Annotated in this window: 19 protein-coding genes; 6 read left to right on the top strand and 13 right to left on the bottom strand. The window is 72.3% G+C overall.

Features of this window, described 5'->3' with window-relative positions; translation table 11 throughout:
• Window positions 1–6 precede the first annotated feature (6 nt).
• The 4 genes from ACZ52J_RS09935 to ACZ52J_RS09920 form a co-directional block, all read right to left on the bottom strand.
• Window positions 7–291: a hypothetical protein gene (locus ACZ52J_RS09935; protein ID WP_465617272.1), complete on the bottom strand. Its 285-nt coding sequence runs from the start codon at window positions 289–291 to the stop codon at window positions 7–9.
• A gap of 164 nt (window positions 292–455) precedes the next feature.
• Complete coding sequence (locus ACZ52J_RS09930) at window positions 456–1,481, bottom strand: hypothetical protein (protein WP_465617270.1); 1,026 nt, start codon at window positions 1,479–1,481, stop codon at window positions 456–458.
• Between the two features lie 122 nt (window positions 1,482–1,603).
• Window positions 1,604–3,658 (bottom strand): transglycosylase domain-containing protein, encoded by a 2,055-nt coding sequence (locus ACZ52J_RS09925; protein ID WP_465617268.1) that lies wholly within the window; start codon window positions 3,656–3,658, stop codon window positions 1,604–1,606.
• A 133-nt stretch (window positions 3,659–3,791) separates the two neighbouring features.
• Window positions 3,792–4,520, bottom strand: coding sequence for a dienelactone hydrolase family protein (locus ACZ52J_RS09920; protein ID WP_465617267.1), 729 nt, complete (start codon window positions 4,518–4,520; stop codon window positions 3,792–3,794).
• A 261-nt stretch (window positions 4,521–4,781) separates the two neighbouring features.
• On the opposite strand from ACZ52J_RS09920, the gene ACZ52J_RS09915 reads away from it, so the two are divergent.
• Window positions 4,782–5,741, top strand: coding sequence for a hypothetical protein (locus ACZ52J_RS09915; protein WP_360492160.1), 960 nt, complete (start codon window positions 4,782–4,784; stop codon window positions 5,739–5,741).
• A 103-nt stretch (window positions 5,742–5,844) separates the two neighbouring features.
• On the opposite strand, the gene ACZ52J_RS09910 is transcribed toward ACZ52J_RS09915, so the two are convergent.
• Both ACZ52J_RS09910 and ACZ52J_RS09905 read right to left on the bottom strand, forming a co-directional pair.
• Window positions 5,845–6,612, bottom strand: coding sequence for a YoaK family protein (locus ACZ52J_RS09910; protein WP_465617266.1), 768 nt, complete (start codon window positions 6,610–6,612; stop codon window positions 5,845–5,847).
• 85 nt (window positions 6,613–6,697) lie between these two features.
• Window positions 6,698–8,584, bottom strand: coding sequence for an amidohydrolase (locus tag ACZ52J_RS09905; RefSeq protein ID WP_465617429.1), 1,887 nt, complete (start codon window positions 8,582–8,584; stop codon window positions 6,698–6,700).
• Window positions 8,585–9,000: 416 nt separating this feature from the next.
• Between ACZ52J_RS09905 and ACZ52J_RS09900 the strand changes: the two genes are divergently transcribed.
• Both ACZ52J_RS09900 and ACZ52J_RS09895 read left to right on the top strand, forming a co-directional pair.
• Window positions 9,001–9,663 (top strand): hydrolase, encoded by a 663-nt coding sequence (locus ACZ52J_RS09900; RefSeq protein WP_465617265.1) that lies wholly within the window; start codon window positions 9,001–9,003, stop codon window positions 9,661–9,663.
• 31 nt (window positions 9,664–9,694) lie between these two features.
• On the top strand, window positions 9,695–10,177 hold the full coding sequence (locus ACZ52J_RS09895) for a DoxX family protein (protein WP_465617264.1): 483 nt from the start codon (window positions 9,695–9,697) through the stop codon (window positions 10,175–10,177).
• 259 nt (window positions 10,178–10,436) lie between these two features.
• On the opposite strand, the gene ACZ52J_RS09890 is transcribed toward ACZ52J_RS09895, so the two are convergent.
• Window positions 10,437–10,991, bottom strand: coding sequence for a Dps family protein (locus ACZ52J_RS09890; protein ID WP_465617262.1), 555 nt, complete (start codon window positions 10,989–10,991; stop codon window positions 10,437–10,439).
• Window positions 10,992–11,021: 30 nt separating this feature from the next.
• Window positions 11,022–11,747, bottom strand: a complete 726-nt coding sequence (locus ACZ52J_RS09885) for an alpha/beta fold hydrolase (RefSeq protein WP_465617260.1) — start codon at window positions 11,745–11,747, stop codon at window positions 11,022–11,024.
• Between the two features lie 315 nt (window positions 11,748–12,062).
• On the opposite strand from ACZ52J_RS09885, the gene ACZ52J_RS09880 reads away from it, so the two are divergent.
• Both ACZ52J_RS09880 and ACZ52J_RS09875 read left to right on the top strand, forming a co-directional pair.
• Window positions 12,063–12,899 (top strand): alpha/beta fold hydrolase, encoded by an 837-nt coding sequence (locus tag ACZ52J_RS09880; RefSeq protein WP_360492174.1) that lies wholly within the window; start codon window positions 12,063–12,065, stop codon window positions 12,897–12,899.
• Window positions 12,900–13,055: 156 nt separating this feature from the next.
• The gene (locus ACZ52J_RS09875) at window positions 13,056–13,985 is read left to right on the top strand and encodes a VOC family protein (RefSeq protein ID WP_465617258.1); all 930 of its coding nucleotides are present in this window, start codon (window positions 13,056–13,058) and stop codon (window positions 13,983–13,985) included.
• A 15-nt stretch (window positions 13,986–14,000) separates the two neighbouring features.
• Here the strand turns inward: ACZ52J_RS09875 and ACZ52J_RS09870 are convergent, their stop codons facing one another.
• The 4 genes from ACZ52J_RS09870 to ACZ52J_RS09855 form a co-directional block, all read right to left on the bottom strand.
• On the bottom strand, window positions 14,001–14,735 hold the full coding sequence (locus ACZ52J_RS09870) for an alpha/beta fold hydrolase (RefSeq protein ID WP_465617256.1): 735 nt from the start codon (window positions 14,733–14,735) through the stop codon (window positions 14,001–14,003).
• Between the two features lie 14 nt (window positions 14,736–14,749).
• Window positions 14,750–15,613, bottom strand: coding sequence for a helix-turn-helix domain-containing protein (locus tag ACZ52J_RS09865; RefSeq protein ID WP_465617254.1), 864 nt, complete (start codon window positions 15,611–15,613; stop codon window positions 14,750–14,752).
• A 120-nt stretch (window positions 15,614–15,733) separates the two neighbouring features.
• Window positions 15,734–16,564: an alpha/beta fold hydrolase gene (locus ACZ52J_RS09860; protein ID WP_465617252.1), complete on the bottom strand. Its 831-nt coding sequence runs from the start codon at window positions 16,562–16,564 to the stop codon at window positions 15,734–15,736.
• 199 nt (window positions 16,565–16,763) lie between these two features.
• Window positions 16,764–18,011 carry a PucR family transcriptional regulator gene (locus ACZ52J_RS09855; protein ID WP_465617250.1) on the bottom strand — a complete coding sequence of 416 codons (1,248 nt, stop codon included), beginning with the start codon at window positions 18,009–18,011 and terminating at the stop codon, window positions 16,764–16,766.
• Between the two features lie 475 nt (window positions 18,012–18,486).
• Here ACZ52J_RS09855 and ACZ52J_RS09850 point away from each other — a divergent pair, with 475 nt between their 5' ends.
• Window positions 18,487–18,942: an SsgA family sporulation/cell division regulator gene (locus tag ACZ52J_RS09850; protein WP_465617248.1), complete on the top strand. Its 456-nt coding sequence runs from the start codon at window positions 18,487–18,489 to the stop codon at window positions 18,940–18,942.
• 15 nt (window positions 18,943–18,957) lie between these two features.
• Here ACZ52J_RS09850 and ACZ52J_RS09845 read toward each other — a convergent pair whose 3' ends face one another.
• Window positions 18,958–19,164 (bottom strand): hypothetical protein, encoded by a 207-nt coding sequence (locus tag ACZ52J_RS09845; protein WP_465617246.1) that lies wholly within the window; start codon window positions 19,162–19,164, stop codon window positions 18,958–18,960.
• Window positions 19,165–19,252 lie beyond the last annotated feature (88 nt).

Below are 19,252 nucleotides of genomic sequence, written 5' to 3'. Positions count from 1 at the left end.
GGACTGTCAAAGGTAAATCAGAAGACCCTGACGGGGCTGGCCCTGATACCGCGCCATCCAGAGGTGGATCAGTCCTGTTAAAAACGGATGAACCCCCCCCTTGCGCCTTTGAGGAAAATCACGCAGCAGAAAGGTTTCGCCAGGGCCATCACCCCTGGCCATCAAGGGTTTCAATGACGCCTGCGGCGCACCCTTGCTCGGCCTCACCCACGGAAAATCACGAAAGCCCGAGTTCCCGACAATTGATGTGACATCAAGAACTGACGAAACCTCATTTACCTTATCCGGCACGCAGATTCTTCTTTTCCACCGGACCGGACTGCCCGCCGACAGCCCGGCCCGGCACCCCGGGGTGCGCGCACCCCGGAGGTCTGACAGGTGCCCAGCCATCGGTCGGTGGCGGACGCGGCGGGGCCGACGGCTGTGCGGCGGTCGTCTGCCCCGTTCCGTCCGGTTCATTCCTCTTCGTGCCGCCGGGCGCCGGCGCCACCCCTGCCGCCCTCGCCGCCCACCGCCCGCGCCCCGCGCAGCGTCACCCCGAAGTGGGTGCGGAGCCGCCGGATCTCCCACCAGGCGACGGCGGTCACCGTCGCCGGGCCGCCGACGACGGCGCCCAGCTCGACGGGCAGCGGGCCGGGCGGCAGGCCTCCGAACAGCAGCCCGATCGCGGCGAGTTCCCACACCAGGACGCCCGTCAGCACCGGCGGGAAGACGGCGTGCACCCGGTCCAGGGTGAAGGCCGTGCGGACGACGGTCGGCGAGGCGAACGCCACGAACATCAGCGCCCAGATCGGCGCGGCCAGGAGCAGCAGGTCGGCCAGCGCGCCGACCAGCACCACCTGGACCGAGCCGCGTGCCTGGGCGACGAGCCAGAGCAGCACCGGCACCACCGTGCAGGCGCCGACGTACTGCAGTGCCTTCAGCACGGCCGGCCGCACCTGGGCGCGCATCGCGGGCCGCAGGGCCGGGCCGGCGAGCCGGAACAGGATGCCGACCACCACCGGGGCCGTCACCAGTACCAGCCAGGGCGTGATCACCAGCCGGAGCTGGAACTGGTCGTTGGCCTCGCTCCAGTCCTCCGGCGAACCGTAGACCGCCAGCACCAGGAAACCGGCCACGAGCGCCAGCCACCCCCGTATCCGCTGCACCCGCAGCACCACCGGGTCGGTGATCCCCCGCGGGCCCGGCACGGCGAACACCCTCCGGGCCAGCCGTCGCGCCGAGCGCGCCATCGGGTAGAGGCCGAGGAAGACCAGGAACGGCCACAGGCAGAAGAGCAGCGGTAGTACCCAGCAGCCGGTCGCCTTGCGCGCGGGCGCCAGCAACTCCCGCAGCGTGGGCCACTCCTCGCCCCGGAAGCGCTGCCACAGCGGCACCCGCGGCTGTTGACCGTGGCCGTAGCCGTAGTCCTGCCCATGGCCGTAGCCCTGCCCGTACCCGTAGCCCTGCTGCTGGTACGGGTTCTGCTCTCCGTAGGTCATGCCGAGGTCCTCACGCGGTCGCCCCCGTCGACCGGAGACCCGGCCGACTACCGACCGCCGCACCCTACTGCCGCACACCCACCCTTCGTCCACCCACTTCGTCCACCCGCCCCCGTGCCGCGCTACGGCAGCTGGATCGCGGGGAAGGTGCCGGCCGGGGTGCCGTCGAGGGCGCCGTCCATGGCGTCGCGCCAGATCGGGCCGGCCAGGGTGCCGCCGAAGGCCTGGCCGACGACCTTGCCGCCGATCCGCTGGCCGTCCAGCGGCTTGGGGTTGTCGGTGTCGCTGACGACGGTGGCGCCGGCCATCTCCGGGGTGTAGCCGACGAACCAGACCTGGCGGCTCTCGTTGGTGGTGCCGGTCTTGCCCGCGCTGTCGCGGCCGGTGAGGCCGGCCGCCTTTCCGGTGCCGTCCTCCACGACGCCCTTGAGCATCGCGGTGACGGTGTCGGCGGTGTCGGCGGACATCACGGCGGAGCAGTTCGCCTGCGGCACGGCCAGCTGCTTGCCGTCGGGGCCGGTCACCGAGGTGATGGCGGTCGGCGCGCAGTAGGTGCCGTGGGCGGCGAAGGTCGCGTAGACGCCCGCCATCTCCAGCGGGGTCAGGTCGTTGCTGCCGAGCGTCATCGACGGCACCACCTGGAGCTTCTCGCCGCCCGCCTGCTCGGTGATGCCGAGCTTGTTGGTCATCTGGGCGACGTTGCAGAGCCCGGTGTCGGCCTCCAGCTTCGCGAAGTAGGTGTTGACCGACTGGGCCATCGCCGTCTTCATGGTGAACTGGCCGGTGAGGGACTGGCTGTCGTTGTGCACCTGCCCGGCCGACGGGAACTTCCCGCCGGAGCAGTCCTTCATCGCCGGCCACGGGATGCTGTAGTCGGTGGTGTAGCTCTGGCCCGGCGTGAGGCCGTTCTCCAGGGCCGCCGCCGCGACGATCGGCTTGAACGTCGAACCGGTCGGGAAGCCGAGCCCGCCGCCCATGGCCTTGGTGGCGTTGTAGTTGATCTGGGTCTGGCTCTGCTTGTCATCGACACCGTACGGGCGGCTCTGGCCCATCGCGAGGATCCTGCCGGTGCCCGGCTCGACGATGCTCATCGCGGTCGCCGCCTGGTCGCCCGCGTTGACGTGGCTGGTGACCGAGGAGTTGAGGGCCGCCTGCGCCTTGGGGTCGAGCGTGGTGTGGATCTGCAGCCCGCCGCGCTTCCACACGGCCTGCCGCTCGGCCGCCGACTTCCCGAAGGCCGGGTCGGTGAGCACCACCTTGCGCACGTAGTCGCAGAAGAAGCCCTCGCCCTGCTTGGCCAGGATGCAACCCTGCTGCGGGGCCTGGACGTTGAGCCCCAGCGGGGTGGCGATGGCCTGCTGGGCCTCCTCCTTGGTGATGTGCCCGTACTCGGCCATCTTGCGCAGCACGGTGTCGCGCCGGTCCGTGGCCGCCGTCGGGTCGACCACCGGGTCGTAGCCGCTGGGCGACTGCACCAGGCCGGCCAGCATCGCGGCCTGCGGCAGGGTGAGGTCCTTGGCGTGGACGCCGAAGTAGCGCCGCGCGGCCGACTCGATGCCGTAGGCCTTCTCCCCGAAGAAGGTGATGTTCAGGTAGTTGGTGAGGATCTGGTCCTTGCCCAGGGTCTCCTCGACCTTGATCGCGTACTTCAGCTCCTGGATCTTGCGGCCGATGGTCTGCCGCTGCGCCTCCTGGACCTTCTTCGGGTCGTCGCCCGCCTCGTCGACGAACACGTTCTTCACGTACTGCTGGGTCAGGGTGGACGCACCCTGAGCGGTGGTGCCCGAGGAGGCGTTCTTGTCCACGGCGCGCAGCACCCCCTTGAGGTCGATCGCGCCGTGCTCGTAGAAGCGGTTGTCCTCGATGTCCACCAGTGCGGTCTTCACCAGCGGGGATATCTGGTCCGCCGACACCACGGTACGGTCCCGGTCGTACACGGTGGCGATCGTGCCGCCCTGGGCGTCGAGGATCGTCGAGGCCTGGGACAGCGCCGGCGTCTTGAAGTCGTCGGGCAGGTTCTGGAAGTCGTCCGCCGCCGACTGGGCCCCCAGCCCGGCCGCCGCCACCGCGGGCAGCGCGATCCCCGCCGCCACGGCACCGGCGACCACGCTGATCCCGATCAGCCGCAGCCCGTGCCCGAACTTCCGCATACCCGTCCCCACCAGCTTCTCTGCCATGCGAGGACCCTACGTGCACGTCATGAGGAACTCGTAAGGGATCCGGCACCGCTCTGTCACAGCTCTGCGACAGGGCGGCAGCCGGACCCCTGGGCTGCCGGTCTACGGGCGCTCGGGCTTACGGGCGGCGGGTTTACAGGCGCTCGGCGAGGGCCTGGTGGACGCGGTGCCAGGCGTCGGCGGTCGCGGCGGCGTCGTGGTCGGCCGGGCGGTCGGCGGCGAAGCCGTGGCGGGCGCCCGGGTAGGTGATCAGTTCGTGATCGACCTTGGCGTCGGTCAGCCGCTGCTCGGCCGCCTGCCACTCCTCCTGCGGGAGGATGTGGTCCAGCTCGCCGCAGAAGCCGAGCAGGTACACGCCGTTGGCGGCGATGCGCTCGGCCGTCTCCAGCGGCGGCACCGGGCCGACCAGCGGGAAGCCGGAGTTCAGCAGCCAGCCGGGGTAGAACACCGCGGCCAGCTCGAAGCGCAGCTCGGTGGCGGCGCGCACGGCGATGTGCCCGCCCATGCTCGTTCCGACGAACGCCACGCCGCGCCCGTCGGCCAGGGTCCGGGCCTCCGCCAGGGCCGCGGCGGCGTCGGCGACCAGTTCGTCGCGGTCCAGGGCGCGCATCAGCACCAGGCCCGCCTCCCGCTCCTCCGCGCTGTACCCGAGTTCGGTGCGGCGGGCGTTGCGCCAGTAGAAGTCCGGCGCCACCGCCACGTACCCGAGGCCCGCCAGCTCGGCGCAGACGCCCCGCAGGTACGCATTGACCCCGTACAGCTCGGAGCAGACCACCACCGCCCCGCGCACCTCGCCCTCCGGGCGGTGCACGTACGCCTCGATCCCGCCGGGCGTGCCCAGCTCCTGCCACTGACCTGTCATCAGATCCCCCGTTGAGTCGGCCGGAAAGTACCGCTGCGCATCGTAGTGCCACCCGGGGCCGGGACAGGGAGCAGGACAAGGGCTGAGACAACGACAAGAGCTGAGACAAGGGCAAGGACAAGGACTTGGTATGACCGCGGCAAACACTTCCCCCCGCCGCCTCCGCGCATCTGGACGGGCCCACCGTCGGGTTGATGTGGTGTCGGGGCTCCGATCTCGCACGTACGGACCTCCCACACCCTCACACTCGGGAGCACACGCATGCGCAAGTCGTTCAAGGCCGCCGCCCACACCCTGGCCGCGCTGGCCCTGGCCGCCGTCGGCACCACTTCGCTGGCCACCGGAGCCGAGGCGCAACCCGCCCCGGCGCCCGCCCACTTCGGGGCCAAGCCGCTCGTCCCTGCCGCCCCCGCCGCCGCCTCGCAGCAGCGGGCCGCCTCGGCCGCCTCCGGCAACACCCTGAAGGTCGGCTCCAGCGCCGGCCAGGGTGTGGTGTCCCCCACCCCCAAGGTCTACCTGGTCTTCTGGGGCTCGCAGTGGTCCTCCGACCCCGCCGGGGTCGCGCCCGACCTGCAGAACATGTTCAAGGGCCTCTACGGCAGCCAGGACACCTGGGGCACCATCCTCGACCAGTACTGCGAGGGCGTCGCCAAGGGCACCGTCACCTGCGGTACCAAGGGCGTCCACGTCCAGCACCCCACGTCCTCGCCGCTGGCCGGCGTGTGGTTCGACAACGCAGCCGCCGCACCCACCCAGGCGACCTCCACGCAGATCGCCGCCGAGGCCGTGAAGGCCGCCGGCCACTTCGGCAACACCACCCAGGCGCCCAACCTCAACGCCCAGTACGTGGTCGTCTCCCCCACCCACACGCACCCGGACGGCTTCCCCAACACCGGCTTCTGCGCCTGGCACGACAAGACCAGCGCCTCGTACGGCACCCTGGCCTACACCAACCTCCCGTACATCCCGGACAACGGGGCGGGCGCCTGCACGACGTTCACGGACGGCCGGCTGCTCTCCGGCATCGAGTCCACCGAGACGCACGAGTACGCCGAGACGGTCACCGACTTCTGGCCCAGCATCGGCTGGAACGGCGGCGGCGGGGAGATCGGCGACGCGTGCGTCGACCTCGACGCCTACGTCGCCCTGAGCACCGGCACCTTCGACCTTCAGGGCCTGTGGTCGAACAGCGCCAACAAGTGCGTGACGCGCGGCCAGTAGCGTTCACCCGGAGCCCCGTTCCCGTCCGCCGGACGGGGGCGGGGCTCCGCACCGTCGGCAGCCGGTGCGCCGGCCGGCCCCGGTCTCCCCCGGCGTCGTCGGCTCACTCGCGGTAGAGCAGGACGGTGACCCCGGCGAGGGCCGCGCTGGCCACCAGGGCCCAGGCGAGCTGCCCGTGCAGGACCAGGACCGCACCGGGGGCGGCGCCGGCGAGCATGGTGGCGACGGAGAGGATCCGCCTGGTCCGGCGGGGGGCGGTGCCGCCGGCCAGGCGGGAGTCGGCGGCCAGGCCGGTCAGGGTGAGGGTGAGCACGGTGGTGGTGAGGTCCGGTATCCCGAGGCCGCGGACCGTGCCGTTGCGCAGGCCCATCGCCAGGGCGAGCAGCGCGATCACGCCGTACTGCGCGGGCCCGTCCGCGCTCCAGGCGAAGACCACGGCGGCGGCCGCGCCGTGCAGCGCGACCTCCAGGACCAGGGCCGTGCGCACCAGGCGCGGGCGCCGGGTGCCGGCGTGCCGCGCGGCGAGGCGCCCGGCCAGGACGGCGCCGAGGAGGAAGGCGGCGAGGGAGGTCAGCGAGCCGACGACGGAGAAGCCGGGCGCTCCGGCGAGGGCGAAGGCGATGACGACGACATTGCCGGTCATGTTCGCGGTGAAGACGTGGCCGAGGCCGAGGTAGCTCACGGCGTCGATCAGGCCGCTGACCATGGTGAGGCCGAACAGGGCCAGGGCCAGCGGGTGGCGGTCGCGGATCTGCGCCCCGGGCAGCTGCGGCGGGGACGCGGTGCGGGACTCGTGCGCGGGCACGGACTCGGGCACGGACTCGGGCGCAGGCGCAGGCTCGGGCGCGGACTCGGGCGCGGGCGTGGTCACGACGGCTCCTCGTGTCGAGGTAGGGGGAGGTGGGCGAGGGCAGCGCCACGGTCCGGCGCTGCCCGCTCGCAGAATTGACGATCGGTCAGAGGAAGCACGGGTCCGTCGGCAGCGCGGGCTGCCCGGGGAGGGTGGCGAGGCCTCGGGCCGCGCGCCAGGCGTGCTGTTCGCCGGAGGCCGCCACGGCCTCCAGGACGCTCTCGGCCTGGTGGACGCCGGCCGGGCCGGGGGTGGGGGTGGGGGTGGCGTGGTAGCCGCCGAACCGCACGACCGGGCTCCAGGGCGGCGTCACCGCGGGCAGGTCGGGGGCCAGGCCCTGGTGCTCCTGCGTCCCGTGGACGATGCGTCCGCCGACAACGGTGAGGACGGACTCGATGTGCGGGATGTCGGCCTCGGGCACGGTGAAGTAGTCGGCGCTGAGCAGCGCGATATCGGCGTAACTTCCCACTGTCAGACGTCCCTTGACGTCCTCCTCGCCGGTGAGGCGGGCGCCGCCGAGGGTGTAGAGCTCCAGGGCCTGTTCGCGGCTGAGCCGGTTGCGCTCGGCGGCGAGGCGGCGCCCGCTGACCGTGCGGCCGGAGACCAGCCAGTGCAGGGCGACCCAGGGGTTGTAGGAGGAGACCCGGGTGGCGTCGGTGCCGGCGGCGACGGTGAGGCCGCGGTCCAGCATGGCGCGCAGCGGCGGCGCTTCGGCGGCCACCGGGGCGCCGTAGCGGGAGACGAAGGCCTCGCCCTGGAAGGAGAGGCGGTTCTGCACGGAGACGGCGCCGCCGAGGGCGGCGATCCGGTCGAGGCTGTCGGGGCTGACGGTCTCCGCGTGGTCGAAGAGCCAGCGGTTGCCGTGTGGGAAGAGGCCTTCGGCGGCGAGCTTCTCGAAGACGGCGAGGTCACGGCGGATGGTCTCGTCGTAGGTGGCGTGCAGCCTGAATCCCCAGCCGTGCTCCATCAGCAGGCGGACGGCCTTCTCGAACTCCGTCTCATAGGAGCCGAGTCGGGGGCGTGGTTCGGCGAAGTTCTCGAAGTCGGCGGCGGCCCAGGTGAGGTTCTCCCCCGCGCCGTTGAGGCGCAGCCACTCGTCGCCTTCGCCGGGGCGCACGGTGTCGACCCAGCGCCTGAGGTCGTCGAGTTCCTGCCCGGCGGTCTGCGGGAAGAGGTGGTAGGCGATGCGCAGGGTCAACTGGCCCTGGCGGGCGAGTTCCATGACGGTGCCGTAGTTCTCGGGGAAGCTCTGGAAGCCGCCGGCGGCGTCGATCGCGGAGGTGAGGCCGAAGCGGTTGAGCTCGCGCAGGAAGTGCCTCGTTGAGCCGACGCGGTCGGCTTCGTCCAGGGTCGGCGCCTTGGCGAGGGTGGAGTAGAGCAGTAGAGCGCCCGGCGCGGCGATCAGCAGGCCGGTCGGTTCACCGTCGTGTCCGCGGACGATCTGGCCGCCGGCGGGGTCGGGGGTGTCGCGCGTGAAGCCCGCGGCGCGCAGCGCGGCCTTGTTGAGCAGGGCCGACTGGTAGAGGTGCAGTACGAAGACGGGGGTGTCGGGCGCCGCGGCGTTGAGCTCGGCCAGGGTGGGCAGGCGCCGCTCGGCGAACTGGTCGGCGGACCAGCCGCCGACCACCCGGACCCACTGGCCGGGCGGGGTGCGCTCGGCCTGCAGCCGGAGCATGGCCAGGGCTTCGCGCAGTGTCGGGACGCCGTCCCAGCGCAGTTCCAGCACGTAGTTGAGGCCGCCGCGGATGACGTGCAGGTGCGCGTCGTTGAGTCCGGGGACGGCCCGGCGGCCGAGCGCGTCGACGACCCGGGTGTCGGGGCCGACCAGCGGGACCACGTCCGCGTCGTCACCGACCGCCTGGATCAGCCCGTCCCGGACGGCCAGCGCGCCGGCCCGGGGGCGGCGCGGGTCGTTGGTGTGCACCTTGGCGTTGCGGATGACCAGGTCGGCGGGCAGGGCGGGGGCGCCGGGACGGATCCCGGCGACGGGCATGCTGGACAACGAGGGGTCCCTTCGTGCGGTGGTCTCGGCCCGACAGGGCCACCCGGCGAAACCTAGGCAGCAGACCGGCACCCGACGCACTTCGCAGCGCATCGCGACTTGCCCCGCAGCGCACTGCGGTCGGGGCCGGACGCGGCGCCGACCTACCGTGCGTTGTCGGAACAGTCCAGGGCGCACAGCGAGCAGAACCACCGGCCGATCGCCGACTAACGTCGCTGTCGTGCCGCCCCGGATGATCCGGATCGCGGCTGACACAGCCGGAACTGATGCAGCGTCAATGAATCGCCTTCCCAGGCGAATTCCCCGCTGACTCCCCGCAGACCCGCTGCAGATGCGCGGCAGATGCGCTGCCAATCCGCTGCCGATTCCCTGCAGATTCCCTGCATCCCTCAGAAGAGAGAAGAACCATGGTCGACTTCACCCAGGTCCACGCCGCTCCGAGCCCCGACCTGCTCACCCCGGACAACGCGATGATGCTGTTCGTCGATCACCAGCCGCAGATGTTCTTCGGCACCGGCAGCGGTGACCGCACCTCCATCATCAACTCCACCGTCGGCCTGGCGAAGGCCGCGAAGATCTTCGACGTCCCGGTGGTGCTGTCCACCGTCGCGGCCGAGTCCTTCTCCGGACCGATCCTCCCGCAGTTGCAGGCGGTCTTCCCCGAGCAGGAGGTCATCGACCGGACCAGCATGAACGCCTGGGAGGACGAGGCGCTGGTCGAGGCGGTCAAGGCGACCGGCCGCCACAAGATCATCCTGTCCGGCCTGTGGACCGAGGTCTGCCTGGTCCTGCCGGCGCTCTCGGCGCTGGAGCAGGGCTACGAGGTGTACGTCGTCGCCGACGCCTCCGGCGGCGTCAGCCCGCGGGCCCACGAGCACGCCCTGCAGCGGATGACCGCCGCCGGCGCCGTGCCCGTCACCTGGGTGCAGGTGCTTCTGGAACTCCAGCGTGACTGGGCCCGCGCCGAGACCTACGTCGCCGTGACGGACCTGGTCAAGGAGCACGGCGGCGCCTACGGCATGGGCATCGTCTACGCCCAGTCCATGATCAACCCGCACGCCGCCGGCTGACGGCCCGCCACCGACCCCGACGGAGTCCGACATGAACACGGGTCTTCTCCTGCTGCGCCTGGTCGCCGGCCTGCTGATCGCGGGCCACGGCGTCCAGAAGGTCAGCTTCCACCTCGGCGGCAGCGGACTGGACGGCGGCACGGCCGAATTCCGGGGTGACGGCTTCCGCGGCGGCAAGCTCACCGCGATAGCCGCCGGCGGCACCCAGATCGGGGCCGGGCTGATGCTGGCCCTCGGTCTGCTCACCCCGCTGGCCGCCGCCGGCGCCACGGGGGTGATGACGGTCGCCCTGACCGTCAAGTGGCCCCACGGGCTGTGGGTGCAGCACGACGGGTACGAGTACCCGTTCGTCCTGATCACCATCGGCGCGGCGCTGGCCGCCACCGGCCCCGGACAGTGGTCGGTCGACGGCGCCCTCGGCCTGGCGCACTGGCCGCTGTGGTGGCTGCCCGTGGCTGTCCTCGCCGGCGTGGGCGGCGGCCTGGCCACCCGGCTCGCCCTGCACCGGGCCTGACGGCAGCGGCGCCCCCGACGAGCTCGGGCCCCTGGACACGCCCGTGTCCAGGGGCCCGAGCTCGTTGCGGTTCGAACCCTTCGGCGCCACGAACCCGGAAACCCACGCAGAGGCCCGGACCCGGCGGTGACGCAACGCATCGGGACCCGGCTGTGCGCGCACCCGCCCCTGGGGTACGCGCACAGCCGGGTCCCGGTTCCCGGTTCCCGCACAGCCGCCGGCCGAGGCCGGGCCCGCCATCGGAGGGCCCGGCCTGCCGTCACACCCCCGTCTCGGGGGTGACGACGAGGTGCTCGGCGAGGAACCAGACCTGGGTCTCGCCGGTGCGGATGATCTGGGAGACCAGGAGGTCCTGGGTGCCGTCGTCGCCGAGCCGCGCCGTGCGGGTGGCGGCGTCGCGGGCGTCGGCGAGGATGGTCTCGTGTGCGTCGAGGAGGCGCGAGAGCATCGACGGCACGCCCTCGATGCCGTCCGGCGGGCGCGGGACGCCCGTGATCTCGGCGGCGTGACGGGGGTCGCCGACGGCGACACCGCCGAGCATCTGCACCCGTTCGGCGAGCGCGTCGACCAGCTCCAGCTGTTCCTGGGCGTGCTTGTCGAAGAGCAGGTGCAGCTGGTAGGCGGTCGGCCCGCGCATGCCCCAGTGGTACTTCTTGTACAGCGCGTACAGGAACTGGGTGTCCGCGAGGACGCGGTTGAGCCGCTGGGCCGAGTACTGTCGGGCGTCGTGGGAGAGCGCGATCGGCAGCTGGGTGACGGTGCCGAACTCCTGCATCTCGGGGCCGTGTTGGTGGAGGCGTGGCTGGTTGGTCATGGTGCTCCTGTCACTGTTTCGGGGGGGGTGTCAGTTGTCCACGGACCGGACGGCTTCGCGGATCACGTCGGCGACCCGCCCGGGGTGGGAGAGCATCACCAGGTGCGAGGAGTCGACCTCGACCGTGGCTGCCCCGGCGCGCCGGTAGCCGAACCGCTGGACGTCGGGGTTGATGGTCCGGTCGGCGCCGGCCACGATCCCCCAGGAGGGCTTGGTCCGCCACGCGGCGGTGGGTGCGGCCTCGCCGAACGCCGCTGCGGCGAGCGGCCGCTGGGAGACCGCGAGGACCCGGGCCCGACCGGGGTCGACGTCGGCCGCGAAGATCGCCGGAAGACGGTCGACCTCCACCGAGACGTCGGTGCCCTCGCCGTCCCCGCCCTCCAGCGGGAAGGGGGTGTACACCAGGGCGGAGGCGAGCTCGGACGCGGGGAAGCGGCCCTGCAGCTCACCCAGGCTCTCGCCCTCCTCCAACGCGTAACCCGCGAGGTACACCAGCGCCTTGACGTTCTCCTCGGCGCCCGCCACGGTGATCACGGCGCCGCCGTAGGAGTGGCCGACCAGCACGACCGGCCCGGGGATCTGCCGGACCACCGACGCGATGTAGGCGGAATCGCCGACCAGACTGCGGTTGGGCACGGCCGGCGCCACCACCTTCAGCCCCTCGGCCAGCAGCTCGGGGATGACCCGGGCGAAGCTGGAGGCATCGGCGAAGGCGCCGTGCACGAGCACGACGGTGGGTGTGTCATTCGTCGTCATGACTGAATCCTCAAGATCGCTGCTTTCTTCGGGGCATGCGCACCGCGCCGGAGGTCCGACGCCGTGCGCGAGGCGGCATCAGCGTAGAAACGCCCCGGCCCGGGGCCTGTTCCGACGGCGCACCGCCCACAGCCGGTCAGCGCACAGTGGCTGACACTGCGTCAGATGCGCTGGATCATTGCAACGCCGGTCGATCCGTCTGCGGCACTCTCGGACGACACCGTGTGCTCTCACAGGCCATCGACCGCCACCGGCCGCCCCTAACGTGAGGCCCATCAGCAGCCCACACGCTGTCCGAGAGAAACGGGAAAACCCATGCCGTTCATCACCGTTGGCCAGGAGAACTCCACCTCCATCGACCTTTTCTACGAGGACCACGGCACCGGTCAGCCGGTCGTCCTGATCCACGGGTTCCCGCTGGACGGGCGCTCCTGGGAGCGGCAGAGCGCCGCGCTGCTCGACGCCGGCTACCGGGTCATCACCTACGACCGTCGCGGCTTCGGCCAGTCCTCGCAGCCCACCACCGGCTACGACTACGACACCTTCGCCGCCGACCTGAACACCGTGCTGGAGACCCTGGACCTGCGGGACGCCGTACTGGTCGGCTTCTCCATGGGCACCGGCGAGGTCGCCCGGTACGTGTCGACCTACGGCTCCGAGCGGGTCGCCAAGGTCGCCTTCCTGGCCTCCCTGGAGCCGTTCCTGCTCAAGACCGACGACAACCCCGACGGCGCCGCCCCGCAGGAGTTCTTCGACGGCATCGTCGCCGCCGTGAAGGCCGACCGGTATGCCTTCTACACCGACTTCTTCAAGGGCTTCTACAACCTGGACGAGAACCTCGGCACCCGGATCAGCGAGGAGGCCGTCCGCAACAGCTGGAACACCGCGGCCTCCGGCGGCTCCTACGCCGCCTCGGCCGCACCGAGCACCTGGTACACGGACTTCCGCGGTGACATCCCCCGCATCGACGTGCCCGCCCTGATCCTGCACGGCACCGGCGACCGCACCCTGCCCATCGAGAACACCGCCCGCGTCTTCCACCGGGCCCTGCCCTCCGCCGAGTACGTGGAGATCGAGGGCGCGCCGCACGGCCTGCTGTGGACCCACGCCGAGGAAGTGAACACCGCGCTGCTGGCCTTCCTCGCCAAGTGACCCGGACGGCCGCGGCTCCCCCGACCGCGGCCGTCCGCCCGCCCGCCGGTCCGCTGACAGCACAGCCTGACCGACCGACCGACCAGAGACCCGCGCCCGGCGTCCCCTTCCGTGGACGCCGGGCGCGGGTCTCGAACCACGACCAGGAGGTCACCCGTGAAGCTTCGTTTCACCCGCCGCATGGTCCCGCTGGTGGCGGCGATCGCCGCACTCACGGCGGTCCCCACCGCCTCGGCGGCCCAGAGCACCCCCGGCCCCGCGAAGCCGCCGGGCTCGCACCGGCAGTTCGCCGTCGGCCCGCAGTACGACTCCACCCACGTGTACGTCGCACCCGGCACCGAGCAGGCGTTCGTGGCCAGTTGGGTGTCCACCTTCGGCGGCACCACGATCGGGCCCGTCTCCACCCAGGTGACCCCGACGCCCAGCCGGACGCTGTCCGAACTGGTCGTCTCCCCGGTCGGCACCCTGTCGGTGTTCGACTACACCACGCCCGTCCCGTACCCCTTCGGCACCGAGCGCACCGGCTGGCTGGTGACCGACCTCGACCAGGCGGTCCGGGCCGCCCGCGCCGACGGCGCGGCCGTGACCGTGGCCCCCTTCGCCGACCCGATCGGGCGCGACGCCGTCGTCCAGTTCCCCGGCGGGATCAACGCCCAGCTCTACGTGCACACCACCCCGCCGTCCTACCCCGGCCTGACGAGCGTGCCGGAGAACCGGCTCTACCTGTCGCCGGACTCCGTAGGCGCCTTCCTGGACAGCTACCTCGCCTTCACCAAGGGCCGCATCGTCTCCGACGACCGGCGCGCCGACGGCGCCGCGATCGGCCTGCCCGGGACGACGTACCGGCTCGTCCGCCTCACCTCCGGTTTCGGCGCCACCACGGTCACGGTGACGGACGGCCACCTGCCGAGCCCCTTCGGCCGGGAGCTCACCGGCTACGGCGTGCCCGACCTCGGCGCCACCCTGGAGCGGGCCGAGGCCGCCGGCGCCTCGGTGCTGTGGGGACCGGTCTCGGCGGGCGGCCGGGACAGCGCCGTCGTCCAGTTCCCGGGCGGCTACACGGCGGAGATCCACACCGACCGGTGATCAGCCCCCGGACCGTCACCGGCTACGGCATCCGGAAGCCGACCTGACGGCGTCGTGGATGAGTTCGGCGACCGTCGTCGGCTGGGAGACAGCCACGGCGTGGGAGGCGTCGGGCAGTTCGAGGACGGTGGAGCCGGCGCGACTCGCCGTGAACCGCTGGACCGGCGGGGGCAGTGCCTGGTCGGCGCCGGTCACCAGGGCCCACGACGGCTTGGTGCGCCAGGCCGCCGCCGTGGGCGTATCGGTGAGCACCCGCTCGGCGACGGGGCGTTGGATCGCGGCGAGCACCTGCGCGACCTCCCGGTCGAGGTCCGCGGCGACGAGCGGCTGGAAGCACTCCCTGGGCACGGTGAGCTCCGTCGCCCGGCCGGCGTCGGTCGTGGTGAGCGCGGTGCGCCGCAGTTGCGCGAGGACCGGCGAGGGGGTGAAGCGGCCCGCGAGCGCGTCGTAGCTCTCGCCCACGTCGGGGAGGTAGGCGGCCACGTACACCAGCGCGACGACGCTGGGGTCGGTTCCGGCCTCCGTGATCACGGCGCCGCCGTAGGAGTGGCCGACCAGGACGACGGGACCGTCGATGTCGGCGAGGACGGAGGCCAGGTAGGCGGCGTCGTGGGCGAGTCCGCGCAGCGGGTTCGCGGCGGCGAGGACGGTCAGGCCGCGCCGGTGGAGTTCGGCGATGACACCGAACCAGGTGGTGGCGTCGGAGCAGCCGTCGTGGACGAGCACGACGGTGGGTTTGGTGGAGTGCATGAGTGCCTTCCGGATCAGGAGGCCGGGTGGCGGCCGTCGGTCTCTGCGGCGTAGGCCTGCCACTGCCGGGGGGAGACCCCGTAGGCCTCGCGGAACGTCCGGCTGAAGTGGGAGTGGCTGACGAAGCCCCACCGGTGCGCGACGGCGGAGACGCTGCTCTGTCGGCGGGACGGGCGCTCCAGCTCCCGGCGGCAGGCGTCGAGGCGCCGCTGCCGTACCCACTGGCCCACGGTCGTCCCGTCCTGCTGGAAGAGCTTGTGCAGGTAGCGCACCGAGATGTGCTGCGACCGGGCGATCGACTCGGGCGAGAGGTCCGGGTCGGCGAGGTTCTCCTCGATGTGGGCGCGGATCCGGGCGAGGATCTCGGCCGCGCCGGTCGGGTGCTCCGGGTTCTCCCGTTCGAGCAGGTCGGTCACCAGGATGGCGACGATGTCGGAGACGCTGCGCGCGAGGTGGTTGCCCGGCCGGGCGCGGTGGGCGCGGGCCTGGGTGGCGAGGGTCCGCAGGAACTGGGAGGCGAGCGAGCCGATGCCCTCGACTCCCCGGGCCATCAGACCGCCCGTGCGCCGGACGTCGCTGGGCCGGACGCCCAGGTAGAAGCAGGGGACACGGAACCGGACCATCCGGCATTCGGCGTCCTGCAGCAGGCCGGCCGGGTGCGGGGTGGTGCCGATCAGCAGGTCCCCGGGGGCCAGGACGGTGCTGACGCCGTGGCGGCGGACCGAGGCCGCGCCGTGGACGTGCAGGGCGACGTAGAGGCAGTCCTCGGGGTCGGCGCCCGGCGGTGGGGAGAGGATGTCGATGCAGCCGTTGCCGCCGCCGGGGGCGGCCTGGTCAGGCTGGTGGACTTGGGCTTCGGGCGCGGGGGTTTCGGGCATGGGTGAGGGACCCGACGGGATCACGGGAGGCTCCGACCGGTTCTTGTGGTGCTGTACGGGTGCTGGGAAGGGTGTTTCACCGCTCGGCGGTCGGTGGTGGTACCTCCGGCGGCGGGGCGTTCAGGAGAGGAACCTCTCGACGACGGCGTTGAACTCTTCGGGGTTCTCCAGGAACGGGAAGTGCGAGCTCGCGACGTCCGCCGGGAACACGTGGAGGCGGGCAGCGGGGATCCGCTCGGCGAGGTAGCGCTGGGAGGCGGGGTCCACGTGGCTTCCCTCGCAGCCGAGGACCAGGGTCGGTACGTCGATGCGGTCGAGGGTGTCGCGCCAGTCCTGGGCGCAGTGGTCGAAGAGCAGCGGGACGCCCGCGTACGCCGGGGTGGAGCGGATCTCCTCGGTCACGAAGGCGAGCAGCTCGGGGTCGGTGTCGCCGCTGAACATCGAGCGGACGAAGTCCTCGCGGACCTTCGCACCGTCGGGCCCGGCGAGGGCGGCGCCCAGCTCCAGGAGCCCGGCCATGTCGAAGATGGCGCCGGATTCGCGCTGTTCGGCCGCCGCCATCCAGGGCACGGCCGCCACGGCGGCCGGCTGGTCGACCACGACGAACCGGCGGATGCGGCCGGTGCCGTGCTGGTCGATGAAGCTCCACCACACCGAGGCGCCCATCGACCAGCCCAGCGCGTCGAAGGTGTCCAGGCCCAGGTGGTCGACCAGGTCGAGGACGTCGCGGGCCAGACGGGCGATGCGGTAGCCGTGGCGCGGCTTGCCGGAGCGGCCGTGGCCCCGGAAGTCCACCGTCACGAGGCGTCGGCCCGGTGCCGGCGCCTCGAACTGGTGGCGGAACATCTCCTGCGTCTGTCCCCAGCCGTGGAGCATGACCAGCGGGACCCCGTCGCCGCCGCTGTCGCGGTAGGCCAGGCGCACACCGTCGTTCGTGATCAGTTCATGCATGGTGCTCGTTCATGTCCGTTCGGGAAGTCCGGAACCCGCAGGTCTCCGGGGATGAGCGGCAGCTCGTAGGGAGGATTCTCGCGGCGCGTCCCGCTCGTTGACCACCGACCGACGTAGGGATTGCCTGACGGAGCTTCATCGCTCTGTAGCAACGAGGCGCTTCGACACAGCCAACGGCGCGCTCCGACGATGCCGCAGGTCAGGCCGACCTCTGCGGGGGCACCTGCAGCAGGTCCCACACCCGCAGCCCCAGGTGCAGGACGAGGCGGTGCGCGCCGTTGTCCAGGTCCAGGCCCGTGATCTCCTGGATCTGCCGCAGGCGGTAGTACAGCGAGGTGCGGTGGACTTCCAGGGCCTCCGCCGTCTTGGGCACCGAGCCCGCGTTCTCCAGGAAGCAGCGCAGGGTCTCCTCCAGGCGGGAGCTGCCACCGCCGTCCAGCAGCCGCCGCAGCGGCTTCGGCACGAGGGTGCCGTCGAGCGCGCCGGCGGGCAGTTGGAGGAGGACGGCGTACTCCCCGAGCCGCTCCCAGTCGCCGACGCCCCGCAGCCGCGGCAGCCGATGGGCCGCGCGGGCGGCCACCCGGGCCTGGTCGTGGGAGATCCACGCGCCGGCCAGCTCGGTCTGGCGGCCGCCCACGCCCACCACCGTGACCGAGCCCGGGTCCAGGAAGGTCTCCAGGGAGCGGACGACGCCGCGGCACTGCACCTCCAGGTCGTCCTCCGCCGGTTCCCGTTCGAAGACCTGCACCAGGACCGCCCGGTCCTGCTCCACCGCCCACAGGCCACGGGCCGTACGGGTCCGCCGGAACGGCTCCAGCGCGGCGCGCAGTGCCACCGAGACCTGACCGGAAGGCCCCCGCTGCCCGGAGACGGCCACGCTGGTCACCACGACGTGGGGGCCCGCCGGGAGGAGGCCGTCGTCGACCAGGCGCTGGTGCGCGGCGCAGCGCAGCGCCGAGTCCGGGCCGACCAGCTGGTTGACCAGCCGGCGGGTCTGCTCCTCGTCGACGTCCGAGGCCAGGCGCTCGGCGTACATCTCGGTTGCCACGGCGCGGGCGGCCCGGTCGATGGCCGCGGTGTCGGCCGCCGTGAGCGGTTCCCCCGTCGCCACGACCATGAGGATGCCCAGCAGGTGGCCCCGCTCGCGGATCGGGACGCAGTAGCGCGGCCGCAGCCCCAGGTCGTCGCGGCCCGGCAGGACTCCCGGGACCCTCCACTCGGCGACCCCCTGCGACAGCACGTAGCGGATGGCCTCGTCGTCCGCGATGCCCTGCAGCAGCGTCCGTACCCGCACCCGGTCCTCGTCACCGAAGTGCCGGCTGGTGCAGATCATCCGCACCAGCGGGTCGTCGAGGACGACCGAACGCCCCAGCTCCTCGGCCAGAGCGTCCACCAGCGCCTGGAGCGCCTCGCCTCCCGAACGCGCGCGCTGAATCAACCTCGTCATGATCAAAAACCTCCCGGCGCCCTTCATACAAGGAGCGAAACGAGAGGGACAAACCTTCGACAGACCGAGGACTCCCCGACCCCGCCCGGCCCGGACACCACTGCGCCCGGGCGGCACCCCCTCCCGGCAGAGCCCGGTACGCGACGCCCCAGGAACCCCGGTGCCACGCGAACAGTCCTTCACTCCAGCGGAGTTGGGCCATCGGTCAGCACGCTCACCCCGGCCGGGGCAGACCCCTGAACACGCCGGCCCCCGACCACCGGGCAGCACGGACCCGGCAGGAGGAAGCCCCCGCCCCCGCCCGCACGTCGACCGAACGGTGCACGGACCGTCACGTCGCGGTACACCGCCGGAACATCTCCGCCGACACCGCCTTCCTAGCCTGGAGAGCGACCCGCCTCCCCCTGTTCCCGGCAGCTCCCAGGGCCCGAGGCTCGAGCATCACGCCGCCGTCGGCACCGACCCAGGAGAATCCATGCCCGCGCCCCACCCGCTGCCCAGTCCCCAGCCCCGGCCGGAGGCCACCAGCACCGACATCGTCCTCGACGCCCGACTCGTCCTCGGCGAACACGAGTCCGTCGGCATCCCGGTGCGCTTCGGCTACCGCGGCGACGACCCGTTCGCCGTCGCCCTCGAATTCCTCGGCCCCGCGGCCGAGGCGGGCACCTGGCAGTTCTCCCGCGACCTCCTGTGGGAAGGCCTGCAGAAGCCCTCCGGCCTCGGCGACGTCCGCATCTGGCCGCCCTGCCCCTGTCACGGCCGCACCGCCCTGCGCATCATGCTCCAGGGCTCCGACGGAACCGTCCTCATCGACCTGCCGGCCCGCCAACTACGGCGCTGGCTCCGCCGGGAGAGCTTCCCCCTGGTCCCGCCGGGCACGGAAGGAACCCTGATCGACTGGGCCACCGAACTGCCCGGCCTGGCCGGCTGAGCGCCTCTGCCGCCATCAGCTCCTCGGTCCGTCACGCGGCGGCAGGACCACCGTGGCGATCGTCTGCGGGGGGATGTGCAGAGCGGGGACGCCGGGTAGCAGCGCCACCGCGACGCCCGCCAGGACGAGCAGTGAGGGCGCCGGCACGCGCAGCCGCCGGGTGAAGGTGGCCACGGTCGTGGCGAGAACCACCAGGACGAGAACGATCCCCACAACGTGCATCGGCGGAAGGACCCCGTCGCGACAGTCGGGGTCACCGCCGCCGATCGCCGCAGTCGTCCCCCGCGCCGACCAGGCTTCCCGACACACC

Source organism: Kitasatospora sp. NPDC034035, from assembly GCF_055575755.1.
The sequence above is the reverse complement of the archived record's forward strand: the minus strand, read 5'-3'. Positions and strand labels throughout refer to the sequence as shown.